Annotated in this window: 21 protein-coding genes; 12 read left to right on the forward strand and 9 right to left on the reverse strand. The window is 35.1% G+C overall.

Annotated elements, in window-relative coordinates; translation table 11 throughout:
• Positions 1-2 precede the first annotated feature (2 nt).
• The 3 genes from RCH13_RS03395 (at position 3) to RCH13_RS03405 (ending at position 1,114) form a co-directional block, all read left to right on the forward strand.
• The gene (locus tag RCH13_RS03395; RefSeq protein ID WP_326985803.1) at positions 3-443 is read left to right on the forward strand and encodes a hypothetical protein; all 441 of its coding nucleotides are present in this window, start codon (positions 3-5) and stop codon (positions 441-443) included.
• Between the two features lie 78 nt (positions 444-521).
• Positions 522-869 (forward strand): hypothetical protein, encoded by a 348-nt coding sequence (locus tag RCH13_RS03400; RefSeq protein WP_326985804.1) that lies wholly within the window; start codon positions 522-524, stop codon positions 867-869.
• Positions 870-892: 23 nt separating this feature from the next.
• On the forward strand, positions 893-1,114 hold the full coding sequence (locus tag RCH13_RS03405) for a hypothetical protein (RefSeq protein WP_326985805.1): 222 nt from the start codon (positions 893-895) through the stop codon (positions 1,112-1,114).
• A 96-nt stretch (positions 1,115-1,210) separates the two neighbouring features.
• Here the strand turns inward: RCH13_RS03405 and RCH13_RS03410 are convergent, their stop codons facing one another.
• The 4 genes from RCH13_RS03410 to lpdA all read right to left on the reverse strand — a co-directional run bounded on the left by RCH13_RS03410 (position 1,211) and on the right by lpdA (position 6,570).
• Positions 1,211-2,044: a CvfB family protein gene (locus tag RCH13_RS03410; RefSeq protein WP_326985806.1), complete on the reverse strand. Its 834-nt coding sequence runs from the start codon at positions 2,042-2,044 to the stop codon at positions 1,211-1,213.
• A 338-nt stretch (positions 2,045-2,382) separates the two neighbouring features.
• Positions 2,383-3,264: a DUF4476 domain-containing protein gene (locus RCH13_RS03415; protein WP_326985807.1), complete on the reverse strand. Its 882-nt coding sequence runs from the start codon at positions 3,262-3,264 to the stop codon at positions 2,383-2,385.
• 307 nt (positions 3,265-3,571) lie between these two features.
• Positions 3,572-4,570: a T9SS type A sorting domain-containing protein gene (locus RCH13_RS03420; protein ID WP_326985808.1), complete on the reverse strand. Its 999-nt coding sequence runs from the start codon at positions 4,568-4,570 to the stop codon at positions 3,572-3,574.
• Positions 4,571-5,166: 596 nt separating this feature from the next.
• On the reverse strand, positions 5,167-6,570 hold the full coding sequence (gene lpdA, locus RCH13_RS03425) for a dihydrolipoyl dehydrogenase (RefSeq protein WP_326985809.1): 1,404 nt from the start codon (positions 6,568-6,570) through the stop codon (positions 5,167-5,169).
• Between the two features lie 372 nt (positions 6,571-6,942).
• Here lpdA and RCH13_RS03430 point away from each other — a divergent pair, with 372 nt between their 5' ends.
• The 4 genes from RCH13_RS03430 to RCH13_RS03445 all read left to right on the forward strand — a co-directional run bounded on the left by RCH13_RS03430 (position 6,943) and on the right by RCH13_RS03445 (position 9,201).
• Entirely contained in the window at positions 6,943-7,875 is a 933-nt protein-coding gene (locus RCH13_RS03430) for a hypothetical protein (RefSeq protein WP_326985810.1), read from the forward strand.
• Positions 7,872-8,327 carry a type II toxin-antitoxin system VapC family toxin gene (locus RCH13_RS03435; RefSeq protein WP_326985811.1) on the forward strand — a complete coding sequence of 152 codons (456 nt, stop codon included), beginning with the start codon at positions 7,872-7,874 and terminating at the stop codon, positions 8,325-8,327. The genes RCH13_RS03430 and RCH13_RS03435 overlap by 4 nt, the downstream gene beginning before the upstream one ends.
• Positions 8,328-8,457: 130 nt before the next feature.
• Positions 8,458-8,655, forward strand: coding sequence for a hypothetical protein (locus RCH13_RS03440; RefSeq protein ID WP_326985812.1), 198 nt, complete (start codon positions 8,458-8,460; stop codon positions 8,653-8,655).
• Positions 8,656-8,910: 255 nt separating this feature from the next.
• Positions 8,911-9,201, forward strand: coding sequence for a hypothetical protein (locus RCH13_RS03445; protein ID WP_326985813.1), 291 nt, complete (start codon positions 8,911-8,913; stop codon positions 9,199-9,201).
• A gap of 63 nt (positions 9,202-9,264) precedes the next feature.
• Here RCH13_RS03445 and RCH13_RS03450 read toward each other — a convergent pair whose 3' ends face one another.
• On the reverse strand, positions 9,265-9,831 hold the full coding sequence (locus RCH13_RS03450; protein WP_326985814.1) for an REP-associated tyrosine transposase: 567 nt from the start codon (positions 9,829-9,831) through the stop codon (positions 9,265-9,267).
• Positions 9,832-10,120: 289 nt separating this feature from the next.
• Here RCH13_RS03450 and RCH13_RS03455 point away from each other — a divergent pair, with 289 nt between their 5' ends.
• Positions 10,121-10,939 (forward strand): KilA-N domain-containing protein, encoded by an 819-nt coding sequence (locus tag RCH13_RS03455; RefSeq protein ID WP_326985815.1) that lies wholly within the window; start codon positions 10,121-10,123, stop codon positions 10,937-10,939.
• A 191-nt stretch (positions 10,940-11,130) separates the two neighbouring features.
• On the opposite strand, the gene RCH13_RS03460 is transcribed toward RCH13_RS03455, so the two are convergent.
• The 4 genes from RCH13_RS03460 to recQ form a co-directional block, all read right to left on the reverse strand.
• Positions 11,131-13,683, reverse strand: coding sequence for an adenosylcobalamin-dependent ribonucleoside-diphosphate reductase (locus RCH13_RS03460; RefSeq protein ID WP_326985816.1), 2,553 nt, complete (start codon positions 13,681-13,683; stop codon positions 11,131-11,133).
• A gap of 233 nt (positions 13,684-13,916) precedes the next feature.
• On the reverse strand, positions 13,917-15,020 hold the full coding sequence (locus RCH13_RS03465; RefSeq protein WP_326985817.1) for a glycosyltransferase: 1,104 nt from the start codon (positions 15,018-15,020) through the stop codon (positions 13,917-13,919).
• Positions 15,021-15,387: 367 nt separating this feature from the next.
• Positions 15,388-15,774 (reverse strand): hypothetical protein, encoded by a 387-nt coding sequence (locus tag RCH13_RS03470; RefSeq protein ID WP_326985818.1) that lies wholly within the window; start codon positions 15,772-15,774, stop codon positions 15,388-15,390.
• Positions 15,775-15,785: 11 nt separating this feature from the next.
• On the reverse strand, positions 15,786-17,990 hold the full coding sequence (recQ, locus tag RCH13_RS03475; RefSeq protein ID WP_326985819.1) for a DNA helicase RecQ: 2,205 nt from the start codon (positions 17,988-17,990) through the stop codon (positions 15,786-15,788).
• Between the two features lie 227 nt (positions 17,991-18,217).
• Here recQ and RCH13_RS03480 point away from each other — a divergent pair, with 227 nt between their 5' ends.
• The 4 genes from RCH13_RS03480 to RCH13_RS03495 all read left to right on the forward strand — a co-directional run bounded on the left by RCH13_RS03480 (position 18,218) and on the right by RCH13_RS03495 (position 22,240).
• A complete protein-coding gene (locus RCH13_RS03480; protein ID WP_326985968.1) occupies positions 18,218-19,177 on the forward strand; it encodes a KpsF/GutQ family sugar-phosphate isomerase in 960 nt (319 codons plus the stop codon).
• A 113-nt stretch (positions 19,178-19,290) separates the two neighbouring features.
• The gene (gene tatC, locus RCH13_RS03485; RefSeq protein WP_326985820.1) at positions 19,291-20,115 is read left to right on the forward strand and encodes a twin-arginine translocase subunit TatC; all 825 of its coding nucleotides are present in this window, start codon (positions 19,291-19,293) and stop codon (positions 20,113-20,115) included.
• A gap of 93 nt (positions 20,116-20,208) precedes the next feature.
• Positions 20,209-21,372: an MBL fold metallo-hydrolase gene (locus tag RCH13_RS03490; RefSeq protein WP_326985821.1), complete on the forward strand. Its 1,164-nt coding sequence runs from the start codon at positions 20,209-20,211 to the stop codon at positions 21,370-21,372.
• Between the two features lie 100 nt (positions 21,373-21,472).
• On the forward strand, positions 21,473-22,240 hold the full coding sequence (locus RCH13_RS03495) for a tryptophan-rich sensory protein (protein ID WP_326985822.1): 768 nt from the start codon (positions 21,473-21,475) through the stop codon (positions 22,238-22,240).
• Positions 22,241-22,271 lie beyond the last annotated feature (31 nt).

Consider the following 22,271-nt stretch of genomic DNA (forward strand, 5'->3'; position numbering starts at 1 on the left):
TTATGAAAAAGTTTCTCCTCCTATTTCTTGCGATTACAGCTTTTGCTTGTGACTCTGAAAGAGATCCTATCGAAGAAGTGGAAGAATTAGGAATTGTAGGAATTTGGAAAATAGAAAAAACAGCCACCATTTCTGGAGCTGATAATAAAACTGTTTTATCGGAAGAATTAGCTGATGCTTGCAAGAAAAAAGGAACCTACGAATTTACAGCTGACTTAAAATATTTAGTAACAGACTACAACAGCTCCGTAACGGGCTGCGTTCAAGGGAGTTTAAGTACCACCTACAAGTACAATGAAACCACAAAAATTTTAACAATTGGCACCACTCCTTCAGAAGTTTTAATATTAAATGCAAACCAACTGATTGTTTACGTTGCAGATGATTACGATACCAATGGCGATGGTATTGACGATTTCCTTCGGTACACTTATAAAAGGTAAACCCTTTCATTTTTCAGTCTAACTAATATCCTTTTTCAAGCGGATATTTTTTATACATTTGAGTATCAAATGATTTGTATGGAAAACTGTTTGGAATGTGGCGAAAAAATTATCGGCAGAAGCGATAAAAAATTCTGTAATGATGGCTGTAGAAATGCCTACAACAATCAGCATAATAAAGATTCTTCAAATTTGATGCGCAATGTGAATAACAAATTGCGAAAAAATCATCGCATCTTAAACGAGCAACAATACCGCGAAGGCAAAGCCAAAACCACGCGAAATAAACTCTTTTCTGAAGGATTTGATTTCGAGTATTTCACCACCTTAAAAGTCTATAAAAACGGCGCTGAATATCGTTTTGTCTATGATATTGGTTATAAGTTTCTAGAAGATGACTGGATTTTACTCGTGAAGAAGGAATAATATTTTTAAGCATATTTTATCTAATGAAAAAATTTTTTACTTCTTATATTTCTTCATACGATTTCAAAAATCCATTGGACGAGATGAATCGGCAAGATTCTCCTATTTTCGCCAATCTGAAAAAAGGCTATTACACCCTTAATGTCCGCACAAAAAATTGTTGTATCATCCGCTCCGAAAACTTCAGTATTTTTACCGTTCAGAATGATTTCAGCCTAAATGGAGACGACCTTAATGATACATGAAATATCAGTGGTCTAGAAAATTATTAAAAAAGTAAATCGAAAAAGAACAGAATAAACTGCTCTTTTATATTTTTGAAAATTTTGGGCGCAATTGAATTATTCCGCGGCAATCAACTTAATTTTATCCTCTAAAATTTCAATCTTTTTATCGCGGTACAATCCGCCAATGGCTTTTTTAAAATTCTTTTTGCTCATTTGAAGTTCTTCCTTGATTTCTTCTGGTGTTGATTTGTCGGAAAGATAAATGAGTCCGTAATTCATTTCCAATCTGTCCAAAATAATTTTCTGGAACTCGTCAATGTTTTCGTAGCCATCTAACTGAAGGGAGACATCAATTTTCCCGTCTTCTCGGATGGCTTTGATAAAACCCACTTCCTCACTCATCGGGAATAGTTTTTTGTACACATCTGAAGAATAAATAAGCCCGATGTATTCTTTGTTCACTACCACATTCCAACCTAATTCACTTTGACCCACAATCAAAAGATGAACTTTTTCTCCTTTCTGCAATGGTAAATTGTCATATTGCGGATTTCTTTTAAACCTGGTGGTTCCTGTAATTAATCCCAGAATTTCATCAATGTAAACGTAAACCACATATTTTTTTCCTTCTAAAATTTTGGCTTTCTGCTGTTTGTAGGGTACAAATAAATCCTTAATAATTCCCCAATCCATAAAGGCTCCACTTGGCAGACTTTGCACGCAAGTCATCACCGCAAATTCTCCAATTTCTGCGTTCGGCTTTTCCGTCGTGGCTTTTAGTTTGTCATCATCCTGGTAAACAAAAACTTCCATTTCATCGCCAATCTCTGCATCTTCTGAGGCGAAAATTTTTGGAAGAAAACATCTTTCGCCCGCTTCATCTTCCAGAAATAAGCCAGAGTAATTTTTTTCTGCGATTTTCAATAATTGGGTTTTGCCGATGTTCATTTTTAATGGATAATAGAGTGATAGTTTTATGCGTAATAATTGGTGCAAAGATAAGGATTATCGTTTGAAATCTTGATTGGAAACCAGAACTTCTTTTACAGCGGAATTTGCAGCCCTGAACGGATCCCGATATTAAATCGGGAGGGAATGGAAAATCTCGTTAAGAAGGACGAGACTGACCAAATAATAATAATAAATAGGCTTTCGAATAAGTCAAATTGCTGCCCCAAATAAAAAAGAGAAGCCGAAACTTCTCTTAAAATATATGGCTAATGCAAGAATTTTTTCTTTCTGTAAAGACTTATACGTCATTAATTCCTTTATATATTCTTGATTTATTAAAATCTTGAAATATAATCCTGTAATTTTCTTCTGCTGCTTTCAAAGGAAAAGGCTTCGAAAACGAGATAATAATTCCGGCGATCTGCGCAATTTTGATAGAGCTGTTTTGCGATTTCCAGCTTGTTATCATCAAAAGACATTTCTTTAAGCATCGCCTGAATTTGAAGTGCGCTGAAATTGGTATTTCGGGACACTGAAGAAATCATGGCAATTTTATCTTTGTCGAAACTTGCATTTCTCTTTAAAGAAATCATAAAATTATTAAATTCTTGAGAATTCAAGACATTATTGTAATAGTTCCCATTTCCAGAATTTCCGTTCCAACTTCCATGTTGATTTTGGTAAGGATTATTCCAGATATCGTCCCACTCATTGATTCCGTAAGATTGATTTTGAACCGGATAATTTCCTAAAAGATACAATCCTTGACTTGGAAAGTAATCCAAGACCAGGCGCGTATTATTTCGTACGCTCAGTCTTGTTCGGTAAATGAGAAAATTATTTTCATAAATCGCAATGGGTACAATTCCGCCTCGCAAGTCGAAAAACCTGAATTTTCCAGTGGAATTACTTATCATTTGATTGTCAAGTTCCACAGTGTACTTTCCGTTTTGGGGAATTCTTAAAAAAACTTCCGCGTTACCATAATTGTAATTAAAACGATAACCACTGTTTCCTTTGTAAGCAGAACTTGGAGGTTTTACAGTTCCGGAAGTATTCGGAAACGTTTTATTGTTTCCACGCAAACCTTCGATCTTTTGAGTTTGCATTTCTGAGGTTTTCGCTTCATTATTTAGAAGTTCTCCGGCTTTTCCAGCTTCTTGCGCAAAAACGCTTAAGTTGAGTAATAAAATACCAAAAGTAAAGATTGTTTTCATTTTTTAAATTTTAAAGATTGTTACAGAAAACTTCTCTATAATGATGCCAAAAATCGCTTCTATCACCTTACCAGAAGGAATTTAAGCGAATATTAAAAAATACATAATATTGACTAAAAACAACTTTAACCTTCCTCAAAAAACCTCATCAAAGCGAATCGAATACACAAAATTATTTTGCCACGAATTCACTGATGAAGTACAAATAGATTTTTTACTTGTTCCTAAAATGCGAAAGTTAATTTCCGGGAATTTTATAAAAAGAAAGAGAAGCCTAAACTTCTCTCTATTTAAATTCCTAAATATTTTAATCTTTAATAATATGAATGATCTTGGACTTTTCAGTTGTACTGCTGAGTTCCACAATATAATTTCCTGAAGGTAATTTAGAAAGATCTAAATTTTGATTAGAAATAGTTTCAGATTTTACCAATTTCCCCTCTAAAGAGTAGATTTTAACTGCAGAATAATTTCCTAACGCTCCCGCAAAAAACAAGTTATTTTTCACAGGATTTGGATACACTTTGACATCATTTTTATTGGATTTAACTGTTGCTAAATTGGGATTCACTTGTCTAACCGCAGCATTTGTTGTTTGATTAATACTTAAAAGTGGAACTACAATGGTAGCAGTGGTGGTCGTGAATAATGGATATCTATTCAGGTTATCATAATAGGTAAAAATGGTATTGCTAAGTGTTCCAATCGGAAAAAAATAATTGGTGTCTGTACTTTGATAAAGGTTATAATTTTGCACCGATTTAATCCGCAATATATTTCCAAAAGTATCGCTTCCCAATAAAAGCGTCCCCGTCGCATCTCCTGTTGTTGCGATTGTTCCTCTAAAAAGTCCGGAAACTGTACCGTTTGAAAAAGTTCCTCTTGCCGTATCATTGTACGTATTTGAAAAGCTGGTCGGGAATTTTAGAAAAATAGCATTATCTGCACTAAAGTTTAATGTCGCACCGCTAATTCCAGCGCCCGTAATTTCGAGTTGCGTTGCGGAAGATTTGTAAAAAATAGAATTTCCGTTTCCATCATCAAATTTGACCGTCGTTCCGGGAAATTCAGTCAATTCTGCCGCACTTGGTGCTGAAACTAAGGAAACAACAGATGTTCCAGAAGTGAGCAAACTGTTATTAAAAGTCACTCCACTACCCGTGGAAGAATTATCGGGAAATCCCATAACATTTTCACTATTGATGGTATTTCCGATTAAATAATCATTCGCGGATTTTGTAATGATAGTCTGCGAAAATGCAACTGAACTGCACGCAGAAAATAAAATGATGTAATAATTTTTCATTATTTTTGTGTTTGTCTCAAAGTTAGAGTATTGACAAGATATCTCTGGAAAAATTTCCAAATTTTTAAAATAAATTTTAAAATTTCTTTGTTCTGTATTTAAATTCACAATTAAAGGGAAGCTAAAATTTCGCATCAAAATTATTTTGCCGCGGATGCACGAATTTCTTGGAAATGCATTCCTATTTTGCACAGAATTATGCAGGAGGAAACTTGCGCATTTGTGGCCTTAAAATGTTTACACGAAAAAAGAGAAGCCGAAACTTCTCTTTTATATTGTCTTTCCGTCGGTTTCAAAAAGCCTATTGGGATTGAATTCTATTGATTCTTTAATCACATGTTCCGTAGGTTTCACCGACGGCCATTGTAGTTGAATCCTTCGGATTCTTCCATTCAAATTTTTACACAGACCAATCAGGACCTATCCAAGAAATTCTGCAGAAATTTTTTAATTGATCGAAACTTTTTTAATAAATCGCCATTATTCGATTTCCGAACTCAACCCCTCAAAAACTCAAGAACCCAATTACTCAAAAACCTTGTCTCAATTTATTTTGTACAGGGACAAGTCGCGACTTGTCCCTACGTTTTTATCAACTAAAAATGAATCGCTCTCTTCCCCGTCGCATCCAAAGCCGCTTCTTTCATCGCTTCTGCATACGTTGGATGAGCGTGAGACATTCTCGAAATATCTTCAGCACTTGCTCTGTATTCCATGGCTACAACTGCTTCTGCAATCAGATCTGCCGCTCTCGCTCCGATCATGTGAACGCCTAAAATTTCATCTGTTTTTTCATCAGCAATTACTTTGATGAAACCATCAATATCACCCGAAGCACGACTTCTTCCCAAAGCACGCATCGGGAAATTACCCACTTTAATGGCAATTCCTTCTGCTTTCAATTGCTCTTCTGTTTTTCCAACCGCCGCAACTTCCGGCCAAGTGTAAACAACGCCTGGAATTAAATTATAATTGATGTGAGGTTTTTGTCCGGCGATCAACTCTGCAACCATCGTTCCTTCTTCGGAAGCTTTGTGCGCCAACATTGCACCAACTACAACATCACCAATTGCGTAGATATTAGAAACATTGGTTTGTAAATGCTCGTTCACTTTCACTCTTCCTCGTTCGTCCAGATCAACTCCGGCTTTATCCAATCCAAGTCCTTTTGTGTAGGGACTTCTACCCACAGCAACCAAAACATAATCCCCTTCAAAAACGACTTCCTCGCCTTTTTTATCTTTCGCCGTAACTTTTACGGTATCGTCATTTCTCTCAACAGACTGAACTCCCGTAGAAAGGTTGAATTTCATTCCTTGTTTGCGGAACACTTTATTTAATTCTTTCGACAAAGATGCATCCATGGTTGGAATAATGCGATCCATATATTCGATCACTGTTACTTCCGAACCTAGTCTTTTATAAACAGAACCCAATTCTAAACCAATAACACCGCCACCAATAACAATAAGGTGTTTCGGAATTTCTTTCAGTTCCAAAGCTTCCGTAGAAGTAATAATTCTTTCCTTATCCAAGGTAATAAAAGGAAGCACCGTTGGTTTAGATCCCGTCGCAATGATTGTATATTTAGAATCAATGGTTTCTGTAGAACCATCGTTTTTCGTCACTTTGATCTGAGTTGCAGATTCGAAACTTCCAACCCCTTCGAAAACAGTGATCTTGTTTTTTTCCATCAAGAACTGAATTCCTTTCGTGGTTTGATCTACCACTTCTCTTTTGCGCGCAATCATACGAGACAAATCTGCCACCGGATCATTGATGATAATTCCGTGATTGGCGAAATCGTGTTTAGCGTTATAAAAATGCTCCGAACTGTCCAAAAGCGCTTTACTCGGAATACACCCTACATTCAGGCAAGTCCCGCCAAGAACGGAATATTTCTCGATTAATGCTGTTTTGAAACCCAGTTGCGCACATCTAATTGCTGCAACATAACCACCAGGACCGGAACCGATTACGGTAACATCGAATTGACTCATATTTATCTTTTTATGATTTAATTAAAAGTAGGGCAAATTTACGAAATATTTTCGCGTTGGATGGTGTGGTTTTGGAGAGATTTGTAGCAGATGTCCTTGCGAGGAATGAGGCACGAATGACGTGGCAATCTCAGGATTTAATTGATAAAAATTCTGTGGAGCCGGGAACCTGCTTGGAGTTTATCCTGAGCCTGTCGAAGGGCTGTATCTTTTGCGCCACTTCGTTCTGCAAAAGGATGCCGCTGCAATCAGGGCTATTAGATTGATGGAAAAAATCACAGATAAAAAAATACTTTGTGTACCAATAAAATGTATTAATGAGTAATAAAGAAATTGATGTGTTATATAATTAGATTTTATTAGATTTACAAAATGAATTATGATATAAACATAATAGGCAATAAAGATGATAACGGTACAATGGAATTGGATCGATTATCTAATCTTGCAAAATCTACCAAAGATATTGCAACGAAGGCTCTTATGTTTAGGTATAAAGGATTTAGCCAAATCCCACCTGATAATAACCTGAAAAATTCATTAAATATAAACTTAGAACACATTGGTGGTAATGATAAAGACGGCACAAAATTAACATTTGAATGTAAACAATTTTCAGATACAATTAAAAATTTTCAACTTGATTTTTTTAATGATACTGATAAATTAATGAAGATGACTCCAATGGCTTTGGTGATTGACACATTTAAGCAAGCATTAAAAAAAAATACAGAAGACGCACAATTAGACAAACCACTATTAAAATCTTTACTGAATTTTAAAAAAAACTTTATTAATAATGATGAAGTATTTTTACTTTCAAATAGAGGTACCATTGCTGAAATCGAAATTAAGAAAGATGATTTTTTAAAAATAAGCAAGTTAGAAGAAAGTATACCCAATCCTAAGAGAGTTATAATTAGTGGAAAATTAGATGAGATGAAAGTTTCCAAAGGAAGGCTTGGTCTACAGACTAATGATGGTTTAGTTTATATTTATACTAGTGATGTTGAAACTATCTCAAATATTCTCGAATATATGGGAAAAGACATTACGATAAATGGGACTGGACATTTTAAACCAAATGGCGAGGTGAACTTTGTAGATATCATTGCATTTGAAGAATATAAATTAAATGATCAACATTTTAATAAAAAACCTTTGGCATATACCTCGATGCAGCAAGTTTTGCATCAGACTAAAAAGGAAAAAAAACGAAATCCGATATCTGATTTATTAGGAAATTGGCCAGGAAATGAAAGCGATAAGGAGTTTGATGATTTATTAAAATCTTTGAAACTATGAATTTTGTAGTTTTAGATACTTGTTCAATTTTGCATGTACTCCGTGGAAAAGATCTCGGAATGAAAGTAGTTGCAGAAATAGAAAAAATTGTTAATCCAACTATATTGATATCAGTAGTTACAAAAGCCGAATTAAATTCATTAAAAATCAGATTAGAATGGGGTGGTTCTCGTAGTAAAAATTTAAATAACTATTTAGAATCTATGATTTGTATTGATATCAATGGAAGTGACGAAGATTTATTAAACGCTTACGCTCTAATAGACACTTTTTCTCAGGGAAAAAATACTGACAATAACGGTGAAAAATTAAAAGGCTCTTCAAAAAATATGGGTAAAAATGATTTGTGGATTGCTGCTACAGCATATTTATTTGAATGTGCACTAATTACTACCGATAATGATTTTACACACTTAAACACAAAATTGATTAATGTTGTTACAGTAAATTAGTGATTGTTGAAACGACCTTAATTTATATTGATAAATCTTTTTTAAATCGAACAAATTTTTGCACTACTCGGTACCGCACGAATCCTGTCGTGTGGAATATGATTGTAAATACTAAAAAAATTCGACCTCAATGAAAATCCCCACAATCCACGGCTACATCGACAGAAGAATTCTGATCAACTTTAGCGCTGATCCAAAGTCGGTGGAGAAAATAATTCCCTTTCCTTTTCGACCGAAAATTTATAAAGGCAAAGCTATTGTCGGCATTTGTTTGATCAGACTAAAAGACATTAAACCAAAAAGGATTTCCTTATTTCGTTGGCGTTAATTCAGAAAATGGAGCACACAGAATTATCGTTGAACGGGGCGAAAACGGGGAAACAAAATCCGGCGTTTACATTCCACGCCGGGATACTTCTCTAAAATTAAATGCATTTGTTGGCGGTCGAATATTTCGAGCCAAACATTATCTATAAAAATTACACGTGCAAGAACCGAGTGATATATTAAGATTAAAAGTGAAAATTTAAGCAAACTGCATAAAATCTATAACATATTGTATTATTGTGATCAAATAAATTAAATGGAATTACAATATACATTAGTGCAAAAGAAAAAGTACTCATTTAAAATTTGGATTTTGAATGAAAACGGTTTCGGAGTTGAGCGTCATTACGAAATTATAAGTAATGTGCCCGATAAAAAATTTAAAGGAGGAACTTTCACTTTTAAAAATCCTCCTGCCTTTATAAATAATGGAGATTATGAATTTTTATGCGAAAACCTTCAAACATTTGTTCAAAAAAATTTCGAAGAAATCTTAGCAGTACAATCATCTGATTTACATATTTTTAAAAAGTTGGATTTTAAGTAATTACAGAGGCGAGACCCCAACGCTGCCGCACGAATCCTTTCGTGTGGTCAATAATAGTTAGCACTAAAAACCATAAGACCTAAACACAACGATATCACTTAATAGTCCGGTCTCGTCTGCATAATCTGTAGCACTGCTATACACGTACTCTTCTGCTTTGTAAACCAAACCTGCTTCCACAGGATTTTGGTGAACGTAATCTATTTTTTGTTTAATAACATGCGTGCTCCACAATTCTATCGGCTTATTATCATGTCTCCAAAATTGATAATGAGAAACATTAGAACTTTTTGCGGCTTCTTTTCTGAAAAATTCCAGCAGAAATTCTTTTCTACTTTCTCTGGGGTTTTCCTGTATCGCTTTTACAATTGTTTTACTGGTAAATCTTTTTAGATCCCCCATCAATAATTCTGGCTTTTGCCCTTTCACACTTCTAAAAACCAAATGCACATGGCTTGTCATCAAGCACCAAGCATGGATTTCTAATCCTTTTTCTTTTTGACAGAACCTCACACTTTCCAAAAATAAATCTTTATATTCGTTTCTGGTAAAAACGTCAAGCCAGCCAACCACAGCAAAGCTGATAAAATACAAACCTTCCGGGTTATGAAATTTATAGTTTCTGCTCATAAAAAATTTTTGATAATTAAAGATAATAATTATTCTTTTATGTTGGCCACACGAAAGGATTCGTGCGGGAGCCGCGTTTTTTATTTTAGACAATACACAATTTACCCACACTTACTGTTCCCGCAATTCTTGCAAGTCAGACAACCTTCCTGATAAATTACTTGATCAGAACCACAACTCGAAAATTTCCAATATTCACTATCTTCTGATTTAAAGCAATTAGGGAAAAGGATAAACTTGACTAATGAATGACTAAATTTTGTAAATTCGTTTTTTACTAAACCACGATATGGCAAAAAGCAGATCACTAAACGTCAACGAATCAGCGATAACGGTTATTCACCAAAATGAAACCGATTATATAAGTTTGACAGATATGACTGCCTCATTCAAAGAAGGTAGTGGATTAATTGGTAAATGGATCACCAATAAAAACACCTTGGAATATTTGGGTGTTTGGGAAAAAATCAACAACCTCAATTTTAATTACCCCGAATTCGGGGTAATTGGACAAGAAGCAGGAACAAACCGATTTATAATGTCTGTTGGACAATGGCTTATCAAAACGAAAGCAGTTGGAATGCTTGTAAAAGCAGGACGTTACGGCGGAACTTACGCACAAAAAGACATTGCATTTCATTTCGCAATGTGGCTGAGTCCTGAGTTTCAGATTTATTTAATCAACGAATTTCAAAGATTAAAAAACGATGAAAACGACCGACTAAATTTAGAATGGAATTTGCAACGGACTTTAGCTAAAATAAATTATCAAATCCATACCGATGCAATCAAAGAAAACCTGATTCCAAAAGAAATCACCAAGCAACAAGCGAGTTTTGTTTATGCCAACGAAGCCGATCTACTGAATGTTGCACTTTTCGGAATTACAGCAAAAGAATGGAGAGAAAACAATCATGACAAAAGCGGAAATATAAGAGATTACGCAACTTTAGAACAATTGGTTGTTTTGAGCAATATGGAAAGCATTAATGCCTTGCTCATTCAGCAAAAATTATCACAAAGCGATCGACTGATCCAACTCAACAAAGTTGCAATTACGCAGATGAAATCCCTGACCGAAAGTAAAGCGTTTAAAAAACTGAAATAAAAAGACCAAATCAACAAAAAGTCCTAGAAATAGATTCGTAAAATCAATACATGGAAATATAGACTCAATAAATATTTGACAAAAAGACAACACTCCTTCGAAGCAACTTTCACATTATAATTTATTAGAAAAAGCAAACAAAAAAGGCTGTCTCAAAAATGAAACAGCCCATTATTATTTCTAAATGTAATTTACCCACACTTACTATTCCCGCAATTCTTGCAAGTCAAACAACCTTCCTGATAAACCACTTGGTCAGAACCACAACTTGAGCATTTTCCAGCGGCTTCGGTTCCATCGGCGATATAGCGTTTTAAAGCTCGTGCAACTCCGGCTTTCCAGTTGTTGATGGATTCCGAATCGAGTTCTAAACGATTGATTAATTCTACTGCATTTTCAATCGGCATTCCGTGTCTTAAGGTTCCGGAAATCAATTTTGCATAATTCCAGAATTCGGGTTTGAATTTATGCGAAAGTCCTTCAATCGTTGTTTTGTAACCACGCTGATTTTTGAACTGGAAATCATAACGCGATTTTCCATTCTCATCCTGATTTTTAATAATCACGCCATCATTTACCCAACGTGGAACGGAAATCCCTTCTTCATCTTCGGCTAAACCTGTGAAAATCTCGTAAGGTTTGCCTTCAATCAGACCAACAAAAGCGATCCATTTTTCTTTATTATTTTGAAAACGAACGACATCGGCTTCTAAAACCAGGGGTCTTTTCGTCGGGAAAACCGACGTTATCATTTCAGGTTTTTCCTCTTTTTTCTCCTCTGCAGAAATCAAAACTCCGGAACGAGAACCGTCGCGATAAACCGTCACGCCTTTGCAACCAACTTCCCACGCTTTGATGTAGAGTTGATTCACCAATTCTTCCGTCGCGTCATTCGGAACATTAATCGTCACCGAAATCGAATGATCCACCCATTTCTGAATAGAACCCTGCATTTCTACTTTGCTCAACCAGTCCACATCATTGGAAGTCGCTTTGTAATACGGCGATTGCTCAATAATTTTATTCAATTCCTCTTGCGAATAATTTTTGTCGGTGTCGATTCCCTGAACTTCCATCCATTCTTTAAAACGGTGGTGGAAAACCAAATATTCTTCCCAAGAATCGCCAACTTCATCCACAAAATCCACCCGAATATCCTGATCATTTGGATTCACTTTTCTGCGTCTTTTATACACCGGCATAAAGACAGGTTCAATTCCAGACGAGGTTTGCGACATTAAAGACGTACTTCCAGTTGGAGCGATTGTCAGCAAAGCAATATTACGCCGTCCGTATTTTTTCAGATCTTCATGCAATTCCGGATCTGCTTCTTTTAGTCTTAAAATAAAAGGATTCTTCGCTTCTCTTTTTGCATCATAAATTGCGAACGCGCCTCTTTCTTTCGCCATTTCTACTGACGAACGATAAGCAGCCAAAGCCAAAGTTTTATGAACCAAAGTTGAGAATTCGTTGCCTTCTTTGCTTCCATATTGGATACCTAAAGCAGCCAATAGATCTCCTTCCGCCGTAATTCCAACGCCGGTTCTTCTGCCTTCAATTGTTTTATGACGAATTTTTGTCCAAAGATTCTTCTCGGTCGCTTTGATCTCTTCTCCTTCTGGATCGGATTCAATTTTCAGAAGAATCGCATCAATTTTTTCAATTTCCAGATCGATGATATCATCCATCATTCTTTGGGCATAACCAACATGCTCTTTGAATAATTCAAAATTAAATGTCACTTTTTTCGTGAACGGATCTTCGACATAAGAGAAAAGATTTACCGCCAACAATCGGCAAGAATCGTAAGGACACAAAGGAATCTCGCCACAGGGATTTGTAGAAACTGTTTCGTAGCCGAGATCTGAATAACAATCTGGTAAAGATTCATTAATAATGGTATCCCAGAAAAGAATTCCCGGTTCGGCAGATTTCCAGGCGTTGTGAATAATTTTATCCCAAAGATCGGTCGCCTTTATTTCCTTTTGAAATTTCGGATTCTTGCTATGAATCGGATATTTCTTAATATAATTTTCTTTTCCAACAACGGCTTTCATAAAATCATCATCAATTCTTACGGAAATATTCGCACCCGTAATTTTTCCCTGCTCCAGTTTTGCATCTACAAAATCTTCGGAATCGGGATGATTTACCGACACAGAAAGCATCAAAGCGCCTCTTCTTCCATCTTGCGCAACTTCCCGCGTTGAGTTGGAATATCGTTCCATAAACGGAACCAAACCCGTTGAAGTGAGTGCAGAATTTTTTACCGCAGAACCTTTCGGACGAATGTGTGATAAGTCGTGTCCAACTCCACCACGGCGTTTCATCAACTGAACCTGTTCTTCATCAATTTTCATAATGCTTCCGTAAGAATCACTTTGCGTTCCGCTGCCAATTACAAAACAGTTAGATAGCGAAGCAATTTGGAAATTATTCCCAATTCCCGTCATGGGACTTCCTTGGGGAATAATATATTTAAATTTTTTAATGAGATCAAAAACCTTTTGCTCAGAAAGTGCATTCGGATATTTCGCTTCTACTCTGGCAATTTCCGAGGCGATTCTACGATGCATATCGTCCGGATTTTGTTCGTAAATATTGCCTTCTGAATCTTTTAAGGCATACTTGCTCACCCAAACTTTGGCGGCTAAATCATCACCTTCGAAATATTGTAGAGAAGATTGAATTGCTTCCTCGTAAGAATACGTTTTTGTTTTTTTTGCTGAGAGTATTGCTTCCATAATTATTTTTTTTGACGAAATAAATGTACAGAAGTATCTTTTAATAAAAAAATGTTCACAAATATTTTACTTTAAACACTTGATTGTTAATAAATTAAATATTTTAGAAACTGAAAAAGTTTACAAAAAATAAAATTTTATTATGATTTAAATCACAATTGAATAAAAAAAATTGAATTTCCTTGAAATGAGGGCTCGGAAATTTTTGCTTGAAGGAAATTATAAAAACCCTTTCAGCCTTTTGAAGGCTGAAAGGGTTGATTGCCTATTTCCAAGAAAACATCTTCGTATTTTCCCAAAATAAAATTTTTAGAAAATCGAGAAGAAATAGAATTTCTAGTTGCAACCTTATCGTGAGTTTCATTAATCATACTCAATATTTTACCAGCAAATTCTTTATGGTTTTCGATATGAGCAATTTCCCCATTAATTCCAGGTTGAATAATTTCTGAAATTCCACCTTTGCAATTATTGGCCAAAGAATAAATTCCGCAAGCGCCGGCTTCCAACAAAACATTCGGGAAACCTTCGTAACGAGAGGATAGAGTAAATAAATCTGCAAATTTTAAAAACTGATAAGGATTTTTTTGCGGTCCGTGAAAGATAATATTTTCTAAACCTAAATCGGATTTCATTTGATGCAACAATTCTTTATCTTTTCCATCTCCTAAAATATGAAGCAGGACTTTTTCATTTTTTAAATGACAGAAAACTTTCAATAAATTATCAAAACCCTTTCTGGAAGACAGATTACCAATGGCGACGATATTTTTAAAATCACCTTTAAAGCTTTCGGGCTTTTCGGACATAGCCAATTTTTCTTCAATAAATTCAAAATCAACAGGATTATTTATTTTGATTAATTTCTCTTTTTTAATTTTGAAATTTTCAATAAGATCATTTTGCATATCATCACTTTGACAAATAATTTTGTCGTAATTATTGTAAAATCTATAAAAAAATCGGATTTCCTTTCGGGTAACGTGTTGAGAAACAACATTCGTTTCCCTGGCAATGAATTTAATTTTCGGAAAAAACTTGATGAATAAAGCCAAATATGCATTAACTTCTCCGAAACCACTGAAAACAATATCAGGATTTCTTTTGCGGATTTCCTTTAAAATTGGCACTATTGAATGGCGAATTCTAGGCGTTTTTAGATCGATGATCTCCACATCCTCTTTTAGAAATTCCAGATAACCACCTTCTTTGCGCAAAAGCATAATTTTGGGTTCAAACATTGAGCGCGGCAAATGATTCGCAATTGTGGTAACGATTCTTTCGGCACCGCCAGTTTCTAAATCGGGAAGAATAAATAAAATGGTGATTTTTTTCATGCTTTTTAAAAAAAACTTTGTCAAGCTTTGGAACCTTCACAAGATTCAATGCGAATTTATAATAGTTCGGGAAAGTTTTGGGAATGGTTATTTAGAATGTGATTAATCAAAAATTGATTGTGTTTTTGGTCGAAAAAAATGTACCATGTAGTTCTTTTGTTCGCCTGATATTTGACAAATTTCTTGCCGTATTTTTGGAATTTTTCCGGGCAATTTTTGGAAATTGGTAAACTTATACTTTGTAACACGAAATCATAAATCCGATCTCCATAATTTTGACAATCAACCTCGAAGCCAAAATAATTTTTCACAAATAAAATCAGAACTAAATCTTCGATGGATTGATGAAATTCTTCGGAAAAAATAATTATTTCTTCCAAGGTAAACTGGATATAAATTCGCGAGTTCTCTTCCTGGATTCTGCTGGAGTCAAACCTTTCGCAAATCTTTCATCAAAATCAACTTTTACAGCGTATTCAGATTTCGTGTCAGAAACCACGGCGGAATGTTCTTCCGATGCCATTGTTTCCATATGTGCCGCAATATTTTCCAATAATTCGTCGCCAGTCATTCCGGCCGCGAACTGTTCATCAAAATCAGTTTTTACCGAATTTTCCGCGGAAGATCTTAGAAGTAAAGGAATCGATCGATCTTTATCTTTCAATTCTTTTAAATTAGACAAAACATCCAGATCATCAAGTAGATTTACCCACTGAATGAGTTCTTTTTTCAAATCTAAAATTGGATTTTCCATGATTAAAATTTTTAATTCGCAACATCTGAAATAAACTTGATCCGCAACATTCGTACTTCTTCGTCACTTAAATCATCGCCAAATTCACCCAAAAGCACTTTCATACTGTCGCTTTCACTTCCGCCCATAAATTCCATGAATTCTTCGACCACATCTTCATCAAAATTTTCATCCACGTAATAATCGATATTCAGCTTTGTTCCCTGATAAACAATCCGTTCCATTTCCTTTAGTAAATCATCCATAGAAAGATTTTTTGCTTTTGCAATATCTTCTAGGTCAATTTTCTTATCGGTACTCTGAATGATGAAAACTTTGTGCGACGATTTGTTTGCAACCTGCTTCACCACCATATCCTGAGTTCTTTCGATCTCATTTTCTTCCACGTATTTCTTAATGAAATCAGCAAAATCTTTCCCGAATTTTTTAGCTTTTCCTTCACCAACACCATACGTCTTCCCTATTTCTTCAATGGAAATGGGGTATTGAACCGTCATATCTTCCAAACTTGGATCCATAAAAACAGTGTATGGAGGAACGCCCTGTTTCTTGGCAACTTTTTTTCTGAGTTCTTTTAATTGCGCAAATAACTTTTCATCCATTCCACTATTCTGCTGAACTTGAATTTGATCTGAATCTGCCTTGGTTTGCGCTAAATCATATTGACGGTCTTCAGCAATAATAAATGGTTCCTTATCTTTTCCCGCAATCACTTTCAATCCTTTTTCGGTGACTTTTAAAATACCGTACGTCTCAATGTCTTTCTCAATGTAATTTTGAACGGTAGCTTGTCTGACAATAGATTTCCAAAAATTTTCCGATTCAGTTTTACCAATCCCGAAATGCTTGGAGTTTTCTAATTTATAAGATTTGGTTACGGAATTTTCTTTACCCATGATTACAGAAATCAAATCCTTCGTCCGGAATTTTTCTTCTAAATCTTTCACCAAACCAAGTACAATTTTCAATTCTTTGGTTGCGTCTTTCAACACTGGAGGATTTATAGAATTGTCGCACATTTTCGCTCCATCTCCGGTTTCTGGATCAAATTGCTCCCCAAAATAATATAAGATATATTGCCTGCGACTCATGGAAGTTTCTACGTAGCCAACGACTTCATTCAATAATTGCAAACCGATTTCTCGTTCTGAAACTGGCTTTTGAGCTAGAAATTTTTCCAGTTTTTCAATATCTTTTGGATCATAAAATGCCAAGCAAATCCCTTCTCCTCCATCTCGTCCGGCTCTACCCGTTTCCTGATAATAACTTTCCAACGATTTTGGGATGTCATAATGAATTACAAATCGTACATCTGGCTTATCGATTCCCATTCCGAATGCGATGGTTGCAACAATCACATCCGCTTCCTCCATCAGAAATTTATCCTGATTCATCACGCGTGTCTTTTGATCCAAACCAGCGTGATAAGGAAGTGCATTGACGCCATTAACTTGTAAAAGCTGGGCAAATTCCTCTACTTTTCTGCGACTCAAACAATAGACAATTCCAGATTTCCCTTTGTGACCATTAATAAATTTTACAATTTCTCGGTCAATATTCACTTTTGGACGAACTTCGTAAAAGAGGTTCGGACGATTGAAACTTTCTTTATAAAAAATGGCATTCGTCATGCCCAATGTTTTCTGAATATCGTCTTGTACTTTCGGTGTTGCAGTTGCAGTTAAAGCAATTACGGGAACATCTGCAATCTTGTCAATGATGTGTTTTAAATTACGGTATTCTGGACGAAAATCATGTCCCCATTCCGAAATACAGTGTGCCTCATCGATGGCCACGAAAGATATTTTTACTTCTCTTAAAAACTCTAGATATTCTTCTTTGATTAAAGATTCTGGGGCTACGTATAAAAGTTTAGTTCTTCCAGCCCGTATATCATCAAAAACTTGTTTGGTTTGGGTTTTATTTAAGGAAGAATTGAGTACGTGTGCTACACCAATATCAGAAGAAAGTCCATTCACCGCATCCACTTGATTTTTCATCAGCGCAATTAAAGGTGAAACCACAATCGCGGTTCCCTCCGAAATCAATGCAGGAAGTTGATAGCAAAGTGATTTTCCTCCGCCAGTTGGCATCAAAACAAATACATCTTCGCCATCCAACAAGTTTTTTATGATTTCTTGCTGATAACCTTTAAATTTAGAGAAGCCGAAATACTTAAGCAGTTCTTTTGGTAAATCGACGTTTTTTGATTCCATTTTGTAATTCAATTTGTTATCAAGAATAAATTTGGTCTAAAAACAATCTACTTTAAAGTAAATTTTATGACCGCGCAATTCATCTTGATTTGTTTGCTAAATTTGCATATTACTCAAAGTTAAAAAATTATTATTGAAATAAAAATATTTGATTTTCTAAATGAGAACGACTTTTAAAAACTTTATTGTATTTTATGTCGTATAAAACATTAACCAATACTTCTGCTATGAATCGTCCTGAAATTCTGCATCTTGCAAAAAATGCGCTTTCGATAGAAATTTCCGAATTAGAACACTTGAAAGACCGCTTGAATGACGACTTTTTAAATGCAGTAGAAATCATTAACTCAGCGAAAGGAAAATTGATCATTGTAGGAATTGGTAAATCTGCACATGTAGGAAATAAAATTGTGGCCACGCTGAATTCTACGGGAACTCCTTCTCAATTTTTACATGCTTCCGAAGCAATTCACGGTGATTTAGGAGTCATTCAAAAAACGGATGTAGTGCTCTGTATTTCTAATTCTGGAAACTCTCCGGAGATTGTGACTTTACTTCCATTTTTAAAGGATTATTCCGCAGCGTTAATCGGGATGACGGGAAATTTGAACAGCAAATTAGCAGAATTTTCCGCCGTTGTTTTAGATTCTTCGGTTTCGAAAGAAGCTTGTCCCATCAAATTAGCTCCCACAAGTTCTACTACCGTTCAAATGGCGATTGGTGATGCTTTGGCGGTTTGCCTCATGGAATTAAATGGGTTTAAGGAAAATGATTTTGCGAAATTTCATCCCGGCGGTAGTTTAGGTAAAAATTTGACGGCGAAAGTGGAACAATTTCTCTCTTCGCAAAAACCTCAAGTAAAAGAAGATGCAGGAATCCGTGAAATTATTATTTCTATCAGTGCTTCCTCTCATGGAATAACGGTCGTAACGAATAATGAAGAAATTGTGGGCGTCATTACAGATGGTGATTTACGTAGAATGTTATTGAGTGAACAAGATTTGTCAACATTAACCGCCCTTGATATTATGAGTAAAAATCCGAAAAATATTGACAAAAATTCCTTGGCACGTGAAGCCATGGTTATTTTAAAGGAGAGAAATATTGGTCAGTTAATCGTGACCGAAGAGGGAAAATATTTTGGAATTTTAGACATTCACCGTCTTTTAGACGAAGGCATCAATTAAAAAATAAGCGCGAAAATAAAGTTTTAGATATCTTTATCTATTGAGATAAATCAGTAATTTCGCACCTTTGGAAAATTCTAATAAAAAGAACATTTAATTATAAAAATATATTCGTGGGCGTAGAAAAGGAAATGTCGTTTTGGGGGCACATTGGTGAATTAAGAGGTCACTTAATTAGAGCTGTTCTCGCCATCATTGTCGGTGGAATTGTAGTTGGATTCAATGTAAATTGGATTATGGACAATGTATTTTTTGGACCAACCAGAAATGATTTTTTCACCTTTCGGGTGGTGAATCATTATTCCAGAGAATTTTTGGGGCATGACAGTATTACTTTGCCTTCCACTTTTGCAGTACAACAAAAGAAATTATTTCAGCAGTTTAATGTTATGATGGCAGTATCTGTCTTTGGCGGATTGGTTTTAGCTTTTCCCTACATTGTGTGGGAATTATGGCGATTTATTTCCCCCGCGTTGCATCCAAAAGAAAGAAAAAACTCTGTATTTTTAATCAATTTTGTGTGGATTTTATTCCTCATGGGAATTCTTTGTGGATACTTTTTAATTCTGCCTTTTGCGATTAATTTCGGGTTGCTTTTTACCATTTCAGATTCCATTACGCAACTTTTTGATTTGAGTGATTACACTGCTCTTTTCCTGCAAATTGTTTTAGGAATGGGTGTGGTTTTTCTTTTTCCTGTTATTGTTTACTTCTTGACATCAATTGGAATTTTGACGCCGATATTTATGCGAACCTACCGCCGACACGCAATTGTATTGATTATGGTAGTTGCTGCAATTATAACTCCGGCCGATGTTTTGAGTATGATGATGGCCGCAATTCCTTTACTTTTGCTCTATGAATTTAGTATTTTAATGAGTGCATATACCTTTAAAAAAATACAGAATAGAAACTTAGAAGTAGATAAAACGACTTAACAACATTTCAATTTTACAAAATCAAAACGGACTTCAAACTCCGTTTTTTTTGTCTTAAGATTTATGCATTCTATTGAATTCACTGTATTCAGCATGATTTTTGAAAAGAATGCAACGATTAAAAAACGACCCACCAAAAAATCATTTCCGTTGAAACCAATGATTATCATTTTCCCCTTCCTAGTCGCAATAGTATTGGCGGTATTTCTTTTTCTTCAACATCCAAAATTTGGTAAAGCACCTTCTGGAAAGCGATTAGAGCGAATTAAAAACTCCCCAAATTATCGAGATGGTCAGTTTCAGAATTTAAACTTGACACCACAATTTTCAGAAGATACTTTTGTCCCGAAAGCCATTTGGGATTTTGTTTTCGGGAAAAGTAAAAATTTAATCCCCACTGAAAGTTTTCATTTCAGTAAAACTGATTTGAAGAATTTGAATACAGGCGAAAACATTTATGTTTGGATGGGACATTCCTCTTATTTCCTCCAGATTGAAGGAAAAAAAATATTGGTTGATCCTGTTTTTAGTGGCAATGCATCTCCTGTAACTTTTACTACCAAAGCTTTTGACGGTGCAGATTTGTACACAACCGATGATATTCCTGAACTTGATTATTTGGTCATTACTCACGATCATTGGGATCATTTAGATTATGAAACGGTGACACAACTGAAATCGAAAGTAAAAACGGTGATCACGGGATTGGGAACTGCAGAACATTTAGAATATTGGAAATATGATCCTTCCAAAATTATTGAATTGGATTGGAATGAAAATTCCGACTTGGGAAATGGCTTTAAAATTTATGGAGAACCCACACGTCATTTTTCTGGACGAACGTTAGGAAAAAATAAAGCCATATGGGCGAGTTTTGTTTTCGAAACACCAAAGAGAAAGATTTACATTGGCGGCGATTCTGGATTTGATGACCATTTCGAAAATATTGGAAAAAAACATGGCGTATTAGATTTGGCAATACTAGAAAATGGTCAGTACAATAAAGATTGGCCCTTTATCCACTTGATACCAGAAGAATTTTTAATTGCTGCCCAAAACCTTAAGGCGAAGAGAATTATTCCGGTGCATAATTCAAAATTTGCATTGGCTTTACATGATTGGAAAGAACCTTTGGAAAAAATTTCGATCATAAATAATCCTGAAAAACTAAGAGTTATTACGCCAAAAATTGGAGAGAAAATCTTTTGGGAAGATGATTTGAAGGTTTATGAAAAATGGTGGAGAACCGCAAAATAAATGTGAAAAGAAGATTTTGAAACCAAGTAAAAATTTGAGCTGTTCAAATTTTATTAATTTAGAAGAGAAATTATATTATAAATTCAAAAAAACCCAACCCATGAAGAAAACCTTACAAATTGCAAACGGATTTTTTCTCGTTTTCACTATCGTGTTTAATTATCTGAGCAACACGGGGATATTTAACGGTAAAACCATCGGCAATGTTTCCGATGAATATGACAATTTATTTACTCCTGCGGGTTATGCATTTTCCATCTGGGGAATAATTTACTTATTGATGCTCGGGTTTGTCATTTATACAGGGCGAAGTTTATTCAAGCCTGAAAATGATGATTCAGATGAATTGGTAGAAAAAATTGGATGGTGGTTTGTGATTTCTTGTATCGCGAACTGTGGCTGGATTGTGACTTGGCTTTACGGGTATACGGGAATTTCTGTCCTTGTTTTGGTTGTTTCTATCATTTCTTTACTGATGATTCTTTTAGAAGCTTTAAAATACAACAATGGAATTGCAGAAAGATGGTTCATTAGAATCCCGTTTCAGATTTATGCAGGTTGGGTCAGTGTAGCATTAATTGCAGCTACTGCCGCCTGGTTAACAAAGATGGAGTGGACACGCTTTGGAATTTCTGAAGTAAATTGGACACTCATTTTAATAATAATCGCTTCTGTTATTCATTTATTCATGACGTGGAAAAAGAATGCTCCCGTATTCGCCTTGGTTGCAGTTTGGGCGCTTATTGCAATTGCTGTGGCCAATAAAGAAATCAGTTCAGAAATTTATATTTCTGCATTAGCAGCCGCTGGAATTTTATTTTTCAGCAGCATGGTTAAAATATTGGTTAAAAGAGTAGAAGTTAATTAAAGTAAAATTTAGAATCACAAAATTGATTAGT

The organism is Chryseobacterium sp. MP_3.2, assembly GCF_035984805.1.
In the GTDB taxonomy this organism is placed as follows: Bacteria; Bacteroidota; Bacteroidia; order Flavobacteriales; family Weeksellaceae; genus Kaistella.